Below are 19,856 nucleotides of genomic sequence, written 5' to 3'. Positions count from 1 at the left end.
AAGATTTGGCTAGTATTAAATTAACATCATTCCATTTATAGTCTTATTACTGTATCAACACTTTGATTGTCACGCTATTGCTTTATGAAACGGTTAATACTGAAATGCCACCTATCAAGATGTAAAGAACGAAGTCGAATATTATTGACTTGCTTTTCGCCTTAGTACTTTTAAAAGTTTTTTTAACAGGTAAACTGGGTATATTGAATTGAATTAATATTATTATCATGTAGGGAAATTTAAATGAAAATTGGCATCATCGTTGGTACACGGCCAGAAATTATAAAAATGGCGCCAGTGATCAGAGAGTGTGAAAAAAGAAATATTCCATTCTTTATAATTCATTCAAATCAGCATTACTCAAAAGAGATGGATAGTATCTTTTTTGATGAGTTACACCTTCCCGCTCCACATTATAATTTAGGTGTAGGCTCAGGATTACACAGTAATCAAACCGGTAATATTCTAATAAAAATGGAGCCCATTTTATTAGAAGAAAAACCTGATGTTGTACTTGTGCAGGGGGATACTAATACGGTATTAGCAGGGGCGTTAGCAGCTTCTAAATTAAATATTAAAGTAGGTCATATTGAAGCGGGCTTAAGAAGTTATGACCGCACTATGCCTGAAGAAACTAACCGTATAATGACTGATCACATTAGTGAGTACTTATTTGCAGTTGGCGCTAACCAAGAGAAAATTCTTAAGTCAGAAGGCATAGCAACCAAGAAAATACATACGGTTGGCAATACTGTGTCAGACTCATTGTTTCAACATTTAGAAATTTCCGCCAATACCAGTAATATTTTATCTGACCTAAAATTAACAGCGGGTGAATATTTCCTTGTTACTGCTCATCGTGCTTCTAATGTCGATGTATCGTCAAATCTTTTAGAGTTGCTGCATTTATTTGATGAAATGCATAAAAACTACACCGGTACTATTGTTTGGCCTATTCACCCTAGAACTCAATCTAAGCTGAAAGAATTTAATATTGAGCTGCCAAGTTACTTGCAGTTAATTGCACCTGTTGGTTATTTAGATTTTATTCAATTACAAAAGCACGCGAAGTTAATTTTAACGGATTCTGGTGGTATTCAAGAAGAAGCCTGCTTGTTAGGTGTGCCTAGCCTGACATTACGTGAAAACACTGAACGACCTGAAGCGGTAGAAGTTGGTGCGAGTGAATTAGTAGGCCGAGATGCAGTTAAAGCGATTAAAGCCGCTAAGCAATGGTTAAGCCGTGATGACTACTCGTGGGATAACCCTTTTGGTGACGGACATGTTGCTCAATATATTATTGATGTAATTGTTAAAGACTTTACCCAAACTGATACCGCTACCATTGTTGCTAAAAATGAAACGTTAGCTGTTATTGGTATGGGTTATATGGGCTTGCCTATTTCAAGCTTAATTGCACAAGCAGGTTACGCGGTTACAGGTGTTGATTTGAACCAAGATAAGGTTGATTCCATTAACCGTGGTGAGTGCCCATTTGATGAGCTTGGTATGCCAGAGCTGATTAAAAAAGTTGTTAGCCAAGGCTTTTTAAAAGCCTCGACTGTTATTCCGTCAAGTGATACCTATTTAGTTGCTGTACCAACACCGCATAAAGATAGCCGATGTGATCGCAGTTATGTTTTCGCAGCTGCAGACGCTATTGCTAAGGTCGCTAAAGATGGACAAATTGTGATTGTTGAATCAACAATTTCTCCACAAACGAGCTTAGCCGTAGCGCAGCGTTTTTCTGATGCTGGTCTCAATATTGAGGTAGTGCATTGTCCTGAGCGTGCCATTCCAGGCGAAACCTTGAATGAATTAGTTAATAATGACCGAATTATTGGCGCCTCTAGTAAAGTAGCACAACAGAAAGTGAAAGATATTTATCAAAGCTTTGTTAACGGTGAAGTATTTTTAACTGACTTAACAACAGCAGAATGTATAAAACTGGTTGAAAACACCTCGCGTGATGTCGGTATTGCTTTTGCGAATGAATTATCACAAGTTTGTGAAGAGCTTGAGGTTGATGTGCATGAAGTTATTCGTCTAGCAAATCGCCATCCTCGAGTTAATGTATTAAGCCCAGGCCCTGGGGTTGGTGGACACTGTATTCCAATTGATCCGTGGTTCTTAGTAGAAAACACTAAAGCCGGTGAGTTTATCCGATTAGCACGTAAAATTAATGATGAACGCCCTGCTCTTGTTGCCGCACAAGCGTTGGAATTACTCAAATCTGTAAATGGCACTAAAATTTGTATTTTAGGAGTGGCTTATAAGGCTAATGTTGATGATTGCCGAGAAACCCCCGCTGACGGTATATTGTCTTACTTTAAAGCACATGGCATTGAAGTTAAGTATCACGACCCATTTGTGAATGCATGGGATTGTGCCAATGTTGGTTCGCTATCAGAAATGCAAGCGTGGGCTGATGTTGCCATCCTTGTAACAGATCATAGTTGCTATGATGATTTACAAATAAATATTCCGCTTTTTAATACCCGCAAGTAATAAGTAACGGCTCATTAATAGATGGGCCGTCATTTAATGAATAAAATAACGCTCGATACAAATTGGATGTAAGAAAATGAATACAAGAACTAAAACACTGACGTTATGTTTGTCAGTTGCCTTAGCCCTATCTGCTTGTGGAGAGCAGGAAAGTGCTGATACTTACCTTATGCAAGCAAAAAGCTATTCAAAAGAAAACCAGTATAAAGAATCAGTTGTCGCTTTAAAAAATGCGGCTAGATTAGCGCCAGATGATAGTGAAATAAGGTTTTTGTTGGGGCAAGCCTACTTATCTTTAGGTAATGCATTGGATGCAGTGAAAGAATTAGAACGAGCGCAGTCGTTAAACTATCAAAGTGGCAAGTTATTACCATCGCTTGCAAGAGCCTATTTAATTGCGAATGACGATAATAGTATTCTGACGCTTGAGGGCGTAGAATCTTTACCCGACGAAAGTAAGGTGGAATACCTCGCTTATAAAACACTCGCGGCGATTAAATCTCAGCAAGCTGAATTAGCGATAGAATCATCACGTCAAGCAGTCTCAATTTTACCAGCCAATGTGTTTGCTATTCTTTCTCAAGCTTATGTTGAATTAAATCAAAGTAATATTGAAAAAGCTGATGCATTAGTTAATGCCATTAGCAGCAATGCAAGTAACAACCCTGAAGTTGTTATGCTAGAAGCGCAAATTGCAACAGCTCAACAGGATCATGTTAAAGCGAGCGAACGATATAAGCGATATAGCAGTTTGCAGCCAAATGCCCGTATCGTATATTTATTGCTTGCTGATAGTTTGTTAAAAGCTAATCAATACGACGAAGCTGAAAAATATGCTGATATAATTTTAGCTTCGCTGCCGAATCAACCTGTCGCGAACTATGTTAAATCAGCCACTTTATATGTAAAAAAAGACTACGCTTCTGCTGTCGAGTTTGCTGAAAAGGCTATTCAAGGAAACTTGCAGTTACCACAGTTACGCTTAATTGCAGGCGCAAGCTCTTTTCATTTAGGTAACTTCGAAAAAGCGCATAATCACTTGTCTGTCATTACTGATGTTTTAGTGCCAGAGCATCCAGCAAAGAAAATGCTAATTGTTAGTCAATTTCAATTAGGCTTGATTGATGATGTTACTGATTCTCTAGATGCCTTTTCACCACAAAATAAAGATGACGAAAAGTTCCTTTCGACGCTCAGTTTTAACTTGTATTCAGTAGGTGCTGAAAAAGAGGCGATAAAATTTGCAGAAAAATCAGCGAGTATAAGTAAATCTGAACCGACAGATAATGCTCGACAAGGGGTATTAAAATTACTGATGAATGACCCTTCAGGTGTCGATAACTTAGAGGCCGCATTAGAGGAAAACCCGAACTTAAAAGGTGCAGAGCTTGCTATTGCTTATGCTGCCTTACAGTCGGGTGATTTTGATAAGGCGTTTGCTGTTGCTAAAAAATGGCAAGAACAGAACTCTGAGGTAGCTGCTAGTTATAATATGCTCGCAGCGGTCTATATTGCCCAGCAGAAAGTTGATTTGGCGAAGCAAGCATTACAGACCAGTTTAACAAAAGGTGAAGATAATATATTTGCGTTAACAGAGTTGGCAAAAATAGCGCTTAATGAAGGTAATAGAGAAGAAGCAGAGCGTTTTGCTCAACGTGCGGTTGATAAAGATCCCAAGAATCCTAAAGCTTTACGATATTTTTATGCGATTAAGTCTGATGAAGAATCATTGCTAAAAATTAAGCAAGCACATGAAAGCAAACCTAATAATATAGCGTTAGCGTTGTTGTATGTTGACGCATTAATTAGTTCAGATGACTTGATAAATGCGTTAGCTGTTTCAAATACTATGGATGCTAGTGTTAAAACGCCAAAAAAGGCCTGGTTACAGCGGATAGCAATCTATAAGAAACAAAAAAATGAGCTGCTACTAGTCAGCACTATTGAAAAATGGTTACAGGCTAATCCTTATCATATTGAGCCCGTGTTAATGATCTCTGATTATTATGTTAAACAACGCCAAACTAATAAAGCATTACAATATTTAGATAAGGCCTTGTTGGATCATCACCAAGAAAATTTGGTTTTGAAGATTGTTAAAATACAATTGCTATTAGACACGAATCAGCTGTACCTTGCTAAAAAGTTATATCAGGACCAACAGTTTAAGGAAATTCAACCTGAACTTCAGTTAGGGTTAACAGGCCGTATTGCGTTACTTGAAAAAGATTTTGTTGAAGCTGTTAATAAGTTAACTGCCTTTTATCAAGCTTATCCATCAAGTAAAAATGCCGTGCTACTTTCGATGGCGTACAAGGGCGATAATCGCATAAAAGAAGCGCAGAACATTTTACGTGAGTATTTAGCGAACAATGATCAAGATGATCGCATACGTATGATGCTAGCGAATGATTATACTGTAACTGAACCTGTAAAAGCGATTGCTGAATACGAGCGATTAATTAAGACACAAAGTAATAATATTATAGTGTTGAATAATCTAGCTTGGTTGAACCTCGATCTTAATAACTTGGAACAAGCATTAAAATATTCTGCTGAAGCTGTAAAGCTTGCGCCAAAGCATCCTAATGTCCTTGATACGCGAGGTATGGTGTTATTTAAAGCAGGTAAAATTGTGTTAGCATCAAAAGCACTGGCAAGTGCTTATAAGATTTCTGAAGGCAAAGATCTTGATATATCAATGAACTATGCTGAAGTTTTAATTTCAAATAAAAACAATAAAGATGCACTTTCTATTTTAAAACGATTACAGATCAAAGATTTAAAAAGGGAAAAAAGAAGGAACCTTTTGATAAGCTTAACTAATAACAAAAATAGTTAAAGTACTGCTTCAGTGCACTTCTGTAAGCGGAAACTCAGCTTGTTGAAGTGTGAACAATATGTGAGCTAGTTTATGTAATTATTGTTTATCATTTAAAAATGGATGTTTGTGTAATTATAAAATTAAGGAATTTATATGTATATTAATTATAAGTCTAAACTAGCTTGTACTGGTGTTCTGATAACGACAATGCTTTTAGGGTGTGGAGATAATAAAACCCCTACAGAGTACTTGGCTGAAGCAAAAGTTGCGCTTGATAAAGACGAGCGTAATGCTGCTATTATTAGTTTAAAAAATGTTTTAAAAGTAGATAAAAATAATATACAAGCAAGGTTCTTACTTGGTTCAATATACATGCAACAAGGGTTATGGCTAAAAGCTGAAAAAGAATTTAGAAGGGCTGAAAAAGCGGGACGAACAGATGATGAAATTAAGCTATTATTAATCAAGGTTAATTATCGGCTTGATAATAAAGAGTACTTGAATTCAATCAATAGTGAAGAGAAATACAGTAACTTAGCAAAGCTATATTTAGCAATTATTGAACTTAAAGAGAATTACTTAGAAGAAGGGCAAGCAATTCTTGATGAAATAGTTTTAGTTAATGAGAACGATACTGTAGGCCAATTAGCTATGGCATGGGACTCTTTTCTAAATAAAAAGTATCAAGCCTCTTTAACAATAATGGACTCTATAACTAAAGCATCAATCATTCAGGAAGATATTATAGAGTTACGAGTGGCGAATTTAGTCGCGCAAAACAAATATAAAGCGGCAAGCGAACAACTAGAATTATTTTTATCAATTCACCCTGACTCTCATACACATCGACTGCAATTAGCTAGTAACTATGCTAAAGCCAGAAACTATTCTGAAGCTGAAAAAAACACTGATCTGCTATTAACTTTTTATGAAAACCATGCGCTTTTAAATAGGATTAAAGCGGAAATAAAATTTAATGCTAGGGATTACGTTTTAGCAAAAGAATTTGCAGAAATAGCTCTGCGTACTAGTGAGGATGTTTTAGCTAAAGTTATTGCTGGAATGAGCGCTTATCAATTAGGGCAATATGAATCATCATACAGTTATTTGAGCACTGTAAAGGATTACTTCCCAGAAAAACACCCCGTAAATACTATAGTGAAATCGTTAACTAACCAATTAACATATCGTAGTGTAAACGGAAATGAACAACTACCCGAACTTGTAACTTCTTTAATTCAGAGTGGTAATTATCAGCAAACTCGAGCAGTGCTTCAAGAGGCGTCAAAATCTTTTACATCAGATGAGGGGGTTACAGACTTCAGACTTGGTCTCTTGAAAGTAATGGAAGGTGATACCTCGTTTGTAGATGATTTTAAACGAGCTATTTCAAATGGATTTGAAGGAATCGAACCGAAAATATTACTTGCACAAGAATATTTACAAAAGAAAGAGTACTCCAAGGTTTTAGAAATAGCGAATTCGTTATCGCCCAGTAGTCAAGTTACGGCGAACTTACTTAGAGGTGGTGTCTTCCTTGAAAAGCAAGAGCTAGATTCAGCTATTGCTGTCTACGAAAAGATACTCTCTGCTGAACCCCAGCATCAAGGCGCAATGTTTAAGTTGAGCGAAGCTTACTATAAAGCAGGGAATACACAGAAATCTCAAGAATATTTACAAAAAATATATACATATTCAGCTTCGAATTTTTACGCTGTGAGGTATTTGTTTAAATTATCATTAGAGCCAGCCAAAAAGAAAGCATTGGAACAATTCTTCATAAAAGAGTTTGAATCAGATCAAAACAATGTCAATAGGCAGATTGTCTTAGCGGAATTTTATTTATTGCATAATGAATTTGAGCAAGCGCTAGTTGTTACGTCTCGCTATTTATTGAAGTCGCCTGCACAGTTGGAAATGACATTAATAAAAACAAGGGCACTTTTATCATTAAATAGAATAAAAGAAGCTGAAAAAGCCCTAAACTCTATTGAAAATAAGGCTCCTAACAACCCTGAAATTATTAAAAACAAAGCATTTATTTTAAATGTTACTGGTAAAAAAGCTGAAGCTATCAAGGTTATTGAAAAACTTCGTACTATGGATAACAACGCGTTAAATGACGACTTATTAATAATGCTTAGTACACTTTATATCGAAAGTAAAAAAATATCGGAAGCAGAAGATGTTTTAAATTTAGTCAAAAACCAACAAGGTACTAGCTATGATCGAGTAGCGGGAAAAATAGCCTTAATAAAAGGTGATAGTGCCTTAGCCATAAAGCTTTTAAGCAGAGCACAGAAAAGAAATGCATCCCAGCTCGTAACGTTAGAGCTCGCACAAGCATTTGAAAACGAAAACCAGGTTGATGAAGCAATTCAGTTATTAGAAAGCTACCTTCTTAAATCAGAAGATAGCAGTTTGATTCTGGTCAAATACAAGTTAGCCGCTTTAAACGAAAAGCAATATCCTTTAAAAGCTGAAATGTACTATAAACAACTGTTATCAGATACAGATGAAAGTGTTGTTACATTAAATAATATCGCTTGGCTATATTATACTCAACAGCGATACGAAGAGGGGAAAAAATTTGCAATGCAAGCCTTGGAGAAGTCACCAAATCTGGCAGCAATTCATAATACGCTCGGTGTTATTTTGTTAGAGCTTGGTGAGTTACCCAAAGCACATTCTCACTTAACAACTTCAGTAGATTTAGATAAATCGAATGCTAATTACAAAGTTTGGTTAGCTAAGAGTTTTAAATTAAATGACGATGTTGACTCAGCACAAAAATTACTTCGCTCTATAGATATAAATACGTTGAAACCTAGAATGAAAATGCTATTTAATGAGATTTCTTCTCATTAAGGTAAGTTAGATGTCAGTATTTTTTACATTTTTAATTTTAAGAAATGCTCTATACATAAAAAACCTTTTAAAACATGGTATTGAATTGTTGGCTTAGTCTATGCATTAAGTAACTACAAGCAAGTTAATCGATTTTATAATACAACTAAAGGGAAGAAAAAATGAAACTTACTCTATTAAAAGCAGCAGCAGTTGCTAGTGCTTTAGTTTTTAACACAGCTTACGCTGATTCTATTCAGGTTGACTTAAATGGTGACAGTGCATTATCTGTTGCTTTTGAACAGTTCACAGTTAATTACGACTCACATACCTTAGTAGATTTAAATAATAATACAGTTCGCACATATGCTGGTTATGATCTTATTGGTAACAATATGAACGGTATAGCAACAGGCCCAATATACACAGATTTCACTGATATGGTCGGTGGTTTAAGCGGCGGTTCTAACACCTTGGCTTCTGCGGGTAACTTTTTTGATCTTTTCAATGAAAGTTCGGCTGCTGGTTCTTATATAACATTTGGTGTAGATTTAATTGGCACGCTAAATCCTACAACTGGAATTACATATACTTCTGGTACTTTAAACCTATGGCAGGGTTTCACTAATGGAAATCCAGCGGAACAAATTTTAACGGCTAATTTTGCTACTGGTGGTGTTACTGCGGGTAACCAAGATGTTTTATCTCTATCTGGCCCTGGTGACATATTAAAAGATGACGTAATGTTTTTTAGCCAAAATGGTACTCCAATTTCATTTGAAGATTACTTGCTAGCTTATCCTATGGCCGATATTCGCTTACTTATCGATCAAAACGTTCAAGGTGGTGCGTCGACTCTATTAGCGGCTATTGGTGGTGATGTTGCTGCTGGTTTTAAAGGTACAGACGGTGCTGGTAATGTATATGTAAGTGCAAATCACAGTGCATCGCTTAATATAAACGTTCCTGAGCCAACTACACTTGCTATTTTAGGTTTAGGTTTATTAGGTATGGCCGGTGCGTCACGTCGTAAAGCTAAATAAGCTAACTTAGAAAAGTTACTATGAATAATAAAAAAACCGCCAAATGGCGGTTTTTTTGTTTGCAATATTTATAATTACCCATCTTCCTAATCAATGTTGAAAAAATTAGACTGGCTAGGTATTTGAATTTAGCTATTGCTTGGATAAGGCCGCTGAACTACAAGTTGTCTAGTGAGACATGGGAAGTCTAGAGTTTTACTTTGGCGAAACGCGTCTGCATATAGTTGCTGGCATCAAATAACCAGTAGCATCGATTGCAGGCAGCTGTTGATACATGTTGTTAAGGTCATTTGTCCTGAATAGTTGGTTGGTATAAGAGGCAGGTTTGCCGACAGCATATTTGGCCGAGAGCATATTTGATAGTTACTTTAAGATGGTTACTTTAAAGTTGTTTTGGTTTAAGAGTATATACCAATGATAAAAATTTATAAGGCTAGTTATGAGCAAGCCCAACTTCTTAAAGGCTTCATATCATCCATAGAGCGTTAATTTGACATGTTTATATTACAGTATTCAATAGGTTTACTGTGATTATAATTGAGTTTCAGGCTATTAGAAGAGGTAAAATCGTGATGCGTTAAAACAGCGCTACTGACCTCAGTCGCCTAACTCGGCTTCAGCTTTACTTGATACTTTTACTGATTAATACTGAAATATTAACAGTAAAAGTACCTAAGCATATGACATATTTCAACCGAAGAGTATTCTATAAATTGGAAACTAGCCAGTCTAATTATTTTCTTTAAGCAGCACTTTAACTCGCCAAAACATAAAGCGTTGCAGCCAGTTTCTGTTGCCCCAAGGTCGCCAAGTTTTAATTAGTTTATTTCTATAAGCGTCAAAATGCATTCCATGCGGTGCGTGAATTACATCGCCACGCTGTAATATAATTTTTAATACGTTTGTACATAAAGTACCTGCGGCTAATGAGATCCCCATGCAGGTAGAGGGTACTTTCTTTTTAAGGAAGTTAACTGAAGATCTATCAACTAAGTAGTGGCGCTGTTGTACAGAAGGTGAAACACCGATAACAAACCTAATAATATTATCATTAAATATTTTTGCTTTTTCTTCTTCACTCGCATTTGTAGCAGCGTCAACGATAGCGAAATATTCATCAAAAGACATTTCACCTGGCATAAATACTAGAAAAGCGGTGCCCATGCCCATAGGTGCGGCGGTAATTGTTGGGATACCTTTTTCGTAGCAGCGACGAAAGACCTTGCGCCTGATTTCTAGAACAAAAATGTCTAGGCTATCAACATATATATCAACCCCTTCTAAAAACTCATCGAGATTGTCTTCATTTATACCAGAATCAAAGTTTTTTATCGTCGCTTCTGGGTTAATACCTCTTACTGTTTCTTCCATAACTGCTGCTTTAGCTTTACCTAAAGTAGACATGTTAGCACCAGCTTGGCGGTTAAAATTGGCAACATCATAGTCATCAAGATCAGATATATGAAAGTTACCAATACCTAAACGGGCAAGTACTATTGTATGATCTCCGCCAACGCCACCTAAGCCACCAATAGCAACCTTTGTGTTTCTAAGCTTTTGTTGCTCTTCTTTAGTAACCCAGCCTATGTTCCTTGAAAATGCTTCGTTGTAATCAAACATTTTTATTCCTATTGCATTTGAAAGTATTTATATATGATGTAAATAAACTAATGTAAACCGTTAGTGCTGATGGATATTACCTAATAGTATGTGAAATTTAACGATAAAAATGCAGATATATCATTTGGTGCATGTATACAGAAAAATTTATTCAACTAGCGATAAGTGTTTGCAAATATCCTCTGATATTTTTTCATAGAGGCATTTAAACCCTGGAGATAAGTTTTCTAAAAAGATCGTTGGGCTGATATAGTAAGGTGCTCTTAAACCATGGTAATCAATAGGCTCACCTAACTGTACAAAGTTAATACCAACAAACTTCATACTACGAGCTAGTCTTGGTTCCATCATGACATAAATATGCTTTACGCCTGTTTCAATGCACATGGTTGCTGCTGCCATGTATAAGCCTATTGCAATAAATGGAAAGCATCTAAGCTCAGTTTCTGAGTAGCTTGATTCACTAATTGCGCCAATTGCCGAGCCTTTAAATTTATCGGTTTTACGTCGTCTAAACTCAGCTTTTACAGCTAGTCTAGAAATTTCAGCAATTTCATGGCGAGGAAAGTTGCTTGGATGTAGCTCTTTATTTTGAATAGCTTCGATACAATATTTTTCTATTGGGAGATCTTCAGATTCATTTGCTGACTTAACTACTCGAACACAACTAGTATAGATATTTGATGGTTTATGCTTAATCATTGAAAAAGTTGATTGTCCATCAAACTCATCGTGTTCCTTACCTTCATCCTTTACTTTTTCAAATGCTAATTCTTCACAATAAACATTATGACGAATACGGAACACTTCATCTCTAAGTTCATCGTTAATTGCAACCTCAGGCTTTAAGAATTGGGTGAAGTGCTCAGCAATATTCATTGCGTCATGATTCACTTTCATCGATGCAATTCGTTTGGTGACATTTCCAATTACCGGTGCATTTAGCAATTTCTTGCTCCAACTCATTATTACCTCAGCTTCCTAGTGAACGTTATTAAGGATTAGATATACTAACCATTATTACCTGTTTTTAAGCTAGTTGTATAATTAATTTAGGTTTTATTTATTTATTATAGAATATATTGTTTAAATACCCGTGACATATTTATCTTCATTACTTTAACAATACTTCTAATTATCCAGTTTAGCTTTAATAGGGACTATTTCCATAGCGGTTTGATAACCTATATCAAACAATGAAAACTTTTTTTCTTCGCTCATGCCAAAATCTACCGCAGAGCACAGGCCTGTATTGATAATGATGGTATTGTGCCAGAATGCATCATTAATATACTCACGTGAAATAGTCGTCATAAATGTACGTATAAGTAAGGTGACGTAGTTTACGATAGGGAACATACCATTGGTTTTTAGGTCGTCATATTCATGCTCACCACGTAAACGAAAGCATAATACAGGTGTTCCATCCTTTGCCCAATCACGATGTAAGGCGTCTTCAGACAAAATACTGCCATCAACCATTAAGTGCTGACCAAATTTTTTGAAACTGAATACCAAAGGAATTGACATTGAAAAACGCACGGCTTGAGAAATCTTCATGCCAGGAGTTCTTTCTCGATTGAAAATAACAGGGCGACCAGTTTTGACATCGGTGGCAACAACATGTAAGTTTTTTTCGAGGTCGATAAAGGTTTTACCTTGTAAGTGATGATCAACCCATTGTTCAAAAACATCACCAGAGCTTAGGCCGCCATTACGAATCAAACTGACTAATGAAAAGCCCTTAAATTGATTATAGTTAGTGGTTATTGCAATATGTTTAATATCGTCTATCGACAGTCCAGCAGCATATAAACTTGCAATAATACTACCGCCAGAAACGCCGACAATATGAGAGAAATTAATCTCTAAATCTTTTAACGCTTGCAATACGCCGATATGCGCAGGCAATCGTGTTCCACCGCCAGCTAAAATAGGTACAATACTAACCACGTATTATTCTCCATATACTTAGATTATTTAATTATGGGCAAAATTTTGGAATTCGCTAGCGACAAAGTGTGCTAACTTCAGCGTTAGTCATTAATTTTTAGGAAGAGTGAGAAATGAGTCGACAGATATTGTTACTACTATTGATATGCATGCTGTTTAGTTCAACAGCCTATAGTAACTTAGTTGAAACTGTACGTTTAATAAAGCCTTCTGTTGTTGGTATTGGGGTCTACACACCAACAGGCCGGCCCAAAAATCAACTTTATGGTAGCGGCTTTGTGATTGGTGACGGTAGTTATGTTGTCACGAATAGTCATGTTATTGCAAAAGAGTTAGATGAAAGCTTATTACAAGAATTAGCTGTTTTTACCGGCAAGGGGTCAGCTGCAAAAGTAAGAGTGGCAACTTTAATTGCTACAGATAAAGAGCATGATATCGCGATTTTGAAAATTAAAGGCCAGCCGTTGCCAGCACTACAGTTAGCACAAAGTAGCTTTATGCCTGAGGGGAGCGCCATTGCCTTTACCGGTTTCCCTATTGGTGCTGTATTAGGACTTTATCCTGTGACACATAGAGGGATTATTGCTGCTGTAACGCCGACCATCATTCCGGTTGATGACTCAAGGCAGATCAGTATTGCTATGATTAAGCGCTTAAGAGATCCTTATTTAGTTTACCAATTAGATGCAACGGCCTATCCAGGTAATAGCGGTAGCGCTATGTACGATATCGAAACTGGCAAAGTTATTGGTATTATAAATAAAGTTTTTGTGCAAGAAAGTAAAGAAACGGTGATCAGCAAACCCAGTGGCATTACTTATGCGATACCGGTTAAATATCTGCATCAACTTTTGAAAAAACATAAGATTAAAAGTTAGTCGTTTTAATCTTCTGTACTTAGACGTTGATTCTGTGCGATGGCTTTATTGCTTAATAGTGCCGATATCGGTACGAGCTGAATCTGATTCTGCTCAAGTAATGGTAAAAGCTTAATTAATGCTGCGATTGTTTCAGGGTGAGGGTGAGCAATGGCTACTACTTTATGTTCTCGTTTAGCGTCTCGTATTAGTTGTTTAAATTGACTTTGGATATAGCTATATTCGAGTTTGTTGTCGAGAAAAATATGACGATGAAGGCTAGGTACACCAAAGTTAATGGCGATTTTTTCTGCTTGGCTTGCACTGGTGGTCATACTGTCAATAAACATTAAATTTCTTTCGTTGAGAAATTGCATTGTCCAGGCCATAGGTTGATATAACTCAGTTAATTTACTCCCCATATGATTGTTGATACCCAAAGCAAAAGGTACCTCTAGAAAAGCATTTGTTAAACTTTGTCGAATACCCTCTTCATTCATTGTGCTAGTCAGTGCACCAGGACCAAGTTTTTTGCCATTTTTTGCCTCCATTGGGATATGCAAAATAACCTCATTGTTTTGTGCTTTTGCTTGCAAGGCTAACCTTTTTCCATAAGGCGTATGAGGCAAAATGGCGTAACTAATATCACCAGGAAGATAAAGAGCTTGGGCATCGCTTTTTCGATAACCAATGTCGTCAATAATAATTGCAACTTGCGCTGATTGAGCAGTAGAAAAAAAGGGGAGGAGTAAGCTTAATATCAACAGTAATCGGAGCACGGGCAGTATTTCTCATGTTAAGTAACCGTTTTAGGTTAACAGTTCGAGCAGGTAAAATCGATAAGTTCAATACTTAAGAACGAACACGCTTACCTGCACCAAAGCTTAGGATTGACGGCCTTACCTGCATGTCTTATTTCAAAGTACAGTCCAGAGTCAGCTTGCCCGCCACTTTGTCCAACTAGTGCTATAGGCTCTCCTGCTTCAACCCGGTCACCAACTGATTTGAGTAATGCTTGGTTATGGCCATACAAACTCATATAGCCATCGCCGTGGTCAACAACAGACACCAGCCCATAGCCGTTAAGCCAATCAGAGAAAAGAATAGTTCCACTGTGAATGGTTTTCACTTGCCGGCCAACTGGAGCAGAAAGAAATACCCCTTTCCATTTTAAATAGCCTTGTTTACTTGATCCAAAACTGTGGCTAATTCGACCTTTAACCGGCCAATTTAGCTTACGTTTCAACTTGCTCAAGCCAACTAAGTTTTCAGCCGCTTTTGCTGCAGCGGCCATTTTTTTCAGCAAAGCTACTAGACTTGATTCTTCTCGTTCTAGTTTATTCAACCTTTGTTTGCCGGTCAGTGCCTTTTTATTTAAGGCTTTTAAGGTTTGCTGTTGTTTTACTTTTGATAGTTCTAGAATCTGTTTTTGTTGGCTTTGCTCTTGGGTTAATTGAGTAAACTCTTCCGCTTTTACTTGCTGCTGAGTTCGAATGTCATTTAATTTAGCAATTGTCTGTTTAAAGGTTTCTATTTCTTTAATGCGAGCAGCGTTAAGGTACTGATAATGTGTAATTGTGCGTTGCACGCTACTGGGCTTTTGTTGATTTAGCATTAACTTTAAGTAGTCATGATGCCCTGCAGAGTAAGCTGCCCTTAATTGTTTTGCTAATATTTGTTCTTGTTGTTTTTTAGCTGACTCTAGTTGTTGCTGTTCATTCGCAAGTTGGCTAATTTTTTTACGTACTGCCAGCAAACCTTGTTTAGTTGCTTGCAGCTTTTTAGCCACTTGACCAATGGCTAAGTCATCAGTTTTAAGTTGCTGCTCTAAATCGGTAATTTTTACTGTGGTATTTGATAATGTTTGTTTTTGTTGATTAATTCTTCGTTGGATCTCACTCAGTTGCTGATTTGTTTTTGCGGTGTTTTTTGCACTTAGGTCTGATTGCCCGTAGGCTGTTAGCGAACAGAAAAGTATTAGCAGCGTAATACAACCAACATAGCCAATACTAGATTGGCTATGTTGGTAAATGTTTGATGAGCTATTCACCTTAAAATAATCTTAGTTTTACGTTAACGTTAATAGGTTACTACCTGTCATTTCTTCTGGTTGCGGCATATCCATTAACGCTAAAATGGTTGGGGCAATATCACTTAGTGCTCCAGTTTTAGCTGTTTGCGCATTACGGCCAACATAAATTAATGGTACCGGTTCACAAGTGTGTGCAGTATGGGCTTGCCCTGAAACATTATCTTTCATTTGCTCGGCATTACCGTGATCAGCCGTAATTAGGCATTCGCTATGGGTTTTTTCTAAAGCCACTAACACTCGCCCGATGCTCGCATCGACTGCTTCACAGGCTTTTACTGCGGCGTCAAAGTCTCCTGTATGCCCAACCATGTCGCCATTGGGGTAATTACAAACAATAAAATCATGTTCTGCACTTTCGATTGCGGCTACTAATTTGTCGGTTAACAGTGTCGAATTCATTTCTGGTTGTAAATCGTAAGTTGCCACTTGTGGTGAAGGAACTAATATTCGTTGTTCACCATTGAAGGTGTCTTCTTTACCGCCACTGAAGAAAAAGGTTACATGGGCATATTTTTCTGTTTCAGAAATGCGCAGTTGCGTTTTATTATGTTTTTCTAACCATTCACCTAGTACATTGTTCAGCTGTACTGTTGGGAAGGCACAAGGTGCATCAATATCGCCAGCATACTCAGTTAACATAACAAACTCGCTAAGTTTTGGCCGTGCTTGACGTTCAAATCCTGAAAAGTTTTTATCAGTAAAGCAGCGGGTAAATTGTCGAGCACGATCGGCGCGAAAATTCATAAAAATCATGGCATCGCCATCTTGCACTTGAATTGTATCGCCATTTGGCCCAGTAATGGCAGAAGCTTGAACAAACTCATCATTTTCATCACGGGCATAGGCCGCATGTAAAGCATCTGTAGCTTGGCTATACTGAAATTCAGCCTGGCCTGAAATCATTAAATTATAAGCTGTCTCGACCCGCTCCCAACGTTGATCTCTATCCATAGCATAGTAACGACCAATCACTGAGGCCACTTGTCCACAGCCGAGTTCTTCAAATTTTTCTTGTGCTTTTAATAACGAAGCTTCAGCACTGCGTGGTGGTGTATCGCGACCGTCTAAAAAGGCATGTAAATAAATTGATTTTGCCCCTTGCTTAGCAGCCATTTCTAACATGGCAAAAATATGATCTTCATGACTATGAACACCGCCGGGTGATAATAAGCCAAAAACGTGAATTGCTTTGTTGTTACTAACTGCGTTATCAATCGCTTTAACTAACGTTGGGTTGTTTTGAAATTCTTTATCTTCAATCGCTTTGGTGATACGAGTAAAGTCTTGATAAACGATTCGTCCGGCACCTAAGTTGACATGACCCACTTCAGAATTACCCATTTGTCCGTCTGGTAAACCTACAGCCATACCCGATGTTTCAATCAGCATATGTGGTCTATTGGCCATTAAGTCGTCTAATACCGGTGTTTTTGCATGATAAATGGCATTTGATTCTGGGTTTTCTCGGTATCCCCAGCCATCTAAAATAATAAGAACTGTTGACTTCTTGTTTGACATCACGGCTTCCTTTATACGAACAAAGATAAGTAAAATTATTTTTCCGCCTGAGTATATCAAGACACGCAATGAATATCTTGTGTCTGTTTAGAGAAAATGTTTCGAGCTTATGATCAAATTTTGCTGGTGGCGCTTAAGTTATTTGAGCAATCTTATTGTTGATGAAAAGTTCAGTTTGGGTTTAGTTTATTAGCCTGTATACTATGGCAAATTTTTAGTTAATTAGAATGTAACTCTTATGGATCAACTTATTACTTTTGCAATGAGCCAGCCTTTACTAAGTACGGCTTGGTTAGTCATTGTTTTACTGATTATTGTTATAACGATCAGAATTCAAATGTCACCGATTAAACAATTAAGCACACAGCAAATGACTTTTTTAGTGAATAGAGAGTCGGGTGTTGTGGTAGATAGTCGCAGTGAGAAAGATTATAAAGCCGGACATATTATTGATGCAATCCATCTCGATAATGAAAAAGTCACTAAAAATGACTTTGCTACTCTTGAAAAGCACAAAGATAATCCCATCATTGTAGTATGTAGTGCTGGTCTTAGTGCAGGTAAAGTGACTAACCAGCTAGCAAAAGCCGGCTTTACACGAGTAAATTTACTCAAAGGTGGCATGAATGCTTGGTTAAGTGCAGGTTTACCTGTCACCAAGTCGTAAATTCTTAACAGCGGATTATCATGATGGCAGTTGACATATATACCAAAGTAACTTGTTTTTATTGCATGCGAGCGAAAGCTTTACTTGATGATATGGATGTTAGTTATAACGAAATAAAAATTGACGGTGATGCACCATTACGTGAAAAAATGATCACACGTAGTCAGGGAGCTACAACAGTACCTCAAATATTCATTAACAATAGTCATATTGGCGGTTGTGATGATTTATTTGCATTACATGCGCAAGGAAAATTAGCTTCACTTTTAGCATCATAATATCAGTGAAAAACTTAGCATAATAAGCCATTAGATAATGGCATAAATATACAGGAAATAAACTATGGCTGACGAAATTCAAAACAGCGAAGAAGCAACAAACGAACAACCAGCACCACAATTTGCTATTCAACGTGTCTATACTAAAGATATCTCATTTGAAACACCTAATTCACCGGCTATTTTTCAAAAAGAATGGAAACCTGAAGTACAATTAGATATTGATACTAAGTCAGCGAAACTTGCTGATGATACTTATGAAGTAACATTATCTCTAACGGTAACAGCTAAAGTTGAAGACCAAACTGCATTTTTAGCTGAAGTTAAGCAAGCTGGTATTTTCACTATTGGTAACATACCTGAAGCGCAATTAGCGCACACAATTGGTGCCTTCTGCCCAACAACATTATTCCCATATGCGCGCGAAGCCGTAGCGAACTTAGTTAGCCGTGGTTCATTCCCACAAATTAACTTAGCGCCAGTGAACTTTGAAGCATTATTTGCTAATTATGTTCAACAACGTGCAGCACAAGCAGAGCAAGCGCAAGTAAGCACTGAAACGCACTAATTTATGAATCCTAATTCTGCCGCAATTTCAGTTATTGGCGCTGGCTCATATGGCACAGCGTTGGCAATCTGTTTAGCGCGAAATGGCCATAAAACTTTACTTTGGGGACGTGATGCAAATCACGTTGCTGAAATGGCAAGTACGCGCGCTAATGAGAAGTACTTGCCTGGCAGTAAATTTCCTGAGCCATTACTGGTTAGTGATGATTTAGCTAAGGTGGTTGCAGCCAGTAAAAATATTTTATTAGTTGTGCCTAGTCATGCTTTTGGTGAAATGCTGGCGCAAATAAAACCACATTTACGCAAAGATGCACGCTTGGTGTGGGCCACTAAAGGCTTAGAACATGAGTCAGGACGCTTGTTGCAAGATGTTGCTCGTGAGGCTTTAGGCAATGAAATTTCTTTAGCTGTGCTTTCTGGGCCAACTTTCGCTAAAGAAATGGCGGCAGGGCTACCAACAGCAATATCGCTATCTTCAACAGACGAAGAATTTGTTAGTGATATTTCTAATTTACTGCATTGCGAACGAACCTTTCGTGTTTACAGTAACAACGACTTTATCGGTGTTCAGTTAGGTGGGGCGGTTAAAAATGTTATCGCCATCGGTGCGGGTATGGCTGATGGTATTGGTTTTGGTGCAAATGCTCGTACAGCGTTGATCACACGTGGTTTAGCTGAAATGACCCGGTTAGGTTGCGCATTAAACGCTGAGCCATCAACGTTTATGGGCATGGCTGGTTTAGGTGATTTAGTCTTAACCTGTACTGATAATCAATCACGAAATCGACGTTTTGGCTTAGCCTTAGGTGGTGGAGCTGAAGTGGAACAAGCCATGGCTGATATTGGACAAGTTGTGGAAGGCTATCGCAATACTAAAGAAGTTTACATGCTAGCACAGCGTATGGGGGTAGAAATGCCTATCGTTGAGCAAGTATATCAAGTGCTTTATTGCGGTAAAGATGCCAAATTAGCTGCTGCCGATTTATTATCTCGCGAACGTAAATTTGAATAGCTGAATATTGAAATCATTTATTTAAAGGCATACCCCATTTATGGTGTATGCCTTTTTTATGCGCTAATGA

General features: G+C 37.4%; 15 protein-coding genes. 9 read left to right on the top strand and 6 right to left on the bottom strand.

Annotated elements, in window-relative coordinates:
* Positions 1-243 precede the first annotated feature (243 nt).
* From wecB to B0169_RS19560, 4 genes are all read left to right on the top strand, one after another.
* Positions 244-2,508, top strand: a complete 2,265-nt coding sequence (gene wecB, locus B0169_RS15355; RefSeq protein ID WP_077287394.1) for a non-hydrolyzing UDP-N-acetylglucosamine 2-epimerase — start codon at positions 244-246, stop codon at positions 2,506-2,508.
* 76 nt (positions 2,509-2,584) lie between these two features.
* Positions 2,585-5,350, top strand: a complete 2,766-nt coding sequence (gene prsT, locus B0169_RS15350; RefSeq protein WP_077287393.1) for an XrtA/PEP-CTERM system TPR-repeat protein PrsT — start codon at positions 2,585-2,587, stop codon at positions 5,348-5,350.
* 135 nt (positions 5,351-5,485) lie between these two features.
* Positions 5,486-8,200: an XrtA/PEP-CTERM system TPR-repeat protein PrsT gene (gene prsT / locus B0169_RS15345; protein ID WP_077287391.1), complete on the top strand. Its 2,715-nt coding sequence runs from the start codon at positions 5,486-5,488 to the stop codon at positions 8,198-8,200.
* Between the two features lie 161 nt (positions 8,201-8,361).
* Complete coding sequence (locus B0169_RS19560) at positions 8,362-9,222, top strand: PEP-CTERM sorting domain-containing protein (protein ID WP_077287389.1); 861 nt, start codon at positions 8,362-8,364, stop codon at positions 9,220-9,222.
* 729 nt (positions 9,223-9,951) lie between these two features.
* Here the strand turns inward: B0169_RS19560 and B0169_RS15335 are convergent.
* From B0169_RS15335 to B0169_RS15325, 3 genes are all read right to left on the bottom strand, one after another.
* A complete protein-coding gene (locus tag B0169_RS15335; RefSeq protein WP_077287387.1) occupies positions 9,952-10,842 on the bottom strand; it encodes a ThiF family adenylyltransferase in 891 nt (296 codons plus the stop codon).
* 147 nt (positions 10,843-10,989) lie between these two features.
* Entirely contained in the window at positions 10,990-11,808 is an 819-nt protein-coding gene (locus B0169_RS15330; protein WP_077287385.1) for a PEP-CTERM/exosortase system-associated acyltransferase, read from the bottom strand.
* Between the two features lie 165 nt (positions 11,809-11,973).
* Positions 11,974-12,795 carry a patatin-like phospholipase family protein gene (locus B0169_RS15325; protein ID WP_077287383.1) on the bottom strand — a complete coding sequence of 274 codons (822 nt, stop codon included), beginning with the start codon at positions 12,793-12,795 and terminating at the stop codon, positions 11,974-11,976.
* 113 nt (positions 12,796-12,908) lie between these two features.
* On the opposite strand from B0169_RS15325, the gene B0169_RS15320 reads away from it, so the two are divergent.
* Positions 12,909-13,673: a S1 family peptidase gene (locus B0169_RS15320; RefSeq protein WP_077287381.1), complete on the top strand. Its 765-nt coding sequence runs from the start codon at positions 12,909-12,911 to the stop codon at positions 13,671-13,673.
* A 5-nt stretch (positions 13,674-13,678) separates the two neighbouring features.
* Here the strand turns inward: B0169_RS15320 and B0169_RS15315 are convergent, their stop codons facing one another.
* The 3 genes from B0169_RS15315 to gpmI all read right to left on the bottom strand — a co-directional run bounded on the left by B0169_RS15315 (position 13,679) and on the right by gpmI (position 17,265).
* Complete coding sequence (locus B0169_RS15315) at positions 13,679-14,431, bottom strand: divergent polysaccharide deacetylase family protein (RefSeq protein ID WP_235838596.1); 753 nt, start codon at positions 14,429-14,431, stop codon at positions 13,679-13,681.
* Positions 14,432-14,520: 89 nt separating this feature from the next.
* Positions 14,521-15,702 carry a murein hydrolase activator EnvC family protein gene (locus B0169_RS15310; protein WP_143323567.1) on the bottom strand — a complete coding sequence of 394 codons (1,182 nt, stop codon included), beginning with the start codon at positions 15,700-15,702 and terminating at the stop codon, positions 14,521-14,523.
* An 18-nt stretch (positions 15,703-15,720) separates the two neighbouring features.
* Positions 15,721-17,265: a 2,3-bisphosphoglycerate-independent phosphoglycerate mutase gene (gpmI, locus tag B0169_RS15305; RefSeq protein WP_077287377.1), complete on the bottom strand. Its 1,545-nt coding sequence runs from the start codon at positions 17,263-17,265 to the stop codon at positions 15,721-15,723.
* A gap of 235 nt (positions 17,266-17,500) precedes the next feature.
* On the opposite strand from gpmI, the gene B0169_RS15300 reads away from it, so the two are divergent.
* From B0169_RS15300 to gpsA, 4 genes are all read left to right on the top strand, one after another.
* Entirely contained in the window at positions 17,501-17,929 is a 429-nt protein-coding gene (locus tag B0169_RS15300; RefSeq protein WP_077287375.1) for a rhodanese-like domain-containing protein, read from the top strand.
* Positions 17,930-17,949: 20 nt separating this feature from the next.
* The gene (gene grxC / locus B0169_RS15295; RefSeq protein ID WP_077287373.1) at positions 17,950-18,207 is read left to right on the top strand and encodes a glutaredoxin 3; all 258 of its coding nucleotides are present in this window, start codon (positions 17,950-17,952) and stop codon (positions 18,205-18,207) included.
* Between the two features lie 64 nt (positions 18,208-18,271).
* Positions 18,272-18,775 (top strand): protein-export chaperone SecB, encoded by a 504-nt coding sequence (secB, locus tag B0169_RS15290; RefSeq protein ID WP_077287371.1) that lies wholly within the window; start codon positions 18,272-18,274, stop codon positions 18,773-18,775.
* 3 nt (positions 18,776-18,778) lie between these two features.
* Positions 18,779-19,786 carry an NAD(P)H-dependent glycerol-3-phosphate dehydrogenase gene (gpsA, locus tag B0169_RS15285; protein ID WP_077287369.1) on the top strand — a complete coding sequence of 336 codons (1,008 nt, stop codon included), beginning with the start codon at positions 18,779-18,781 and terminating at the stop codon, positions 19,784-19,786.
* Positions 19,787-19,856: the final 70 nt, after the last annotated feature.

The organism is Cognaticolwellia aestuarii (assembly GCF_002000025.1).
Classification (GTDB): Bacteria; Pseudomonadota; Gammaproteobacteria; order Enterobacterales; family Alteromonadaceae; genus Cognaticolwellia; species Cognaticolwellia aestuarii.
This window is presented reverse-complemented; position numbering and strand designations above follow the sequence as displayed.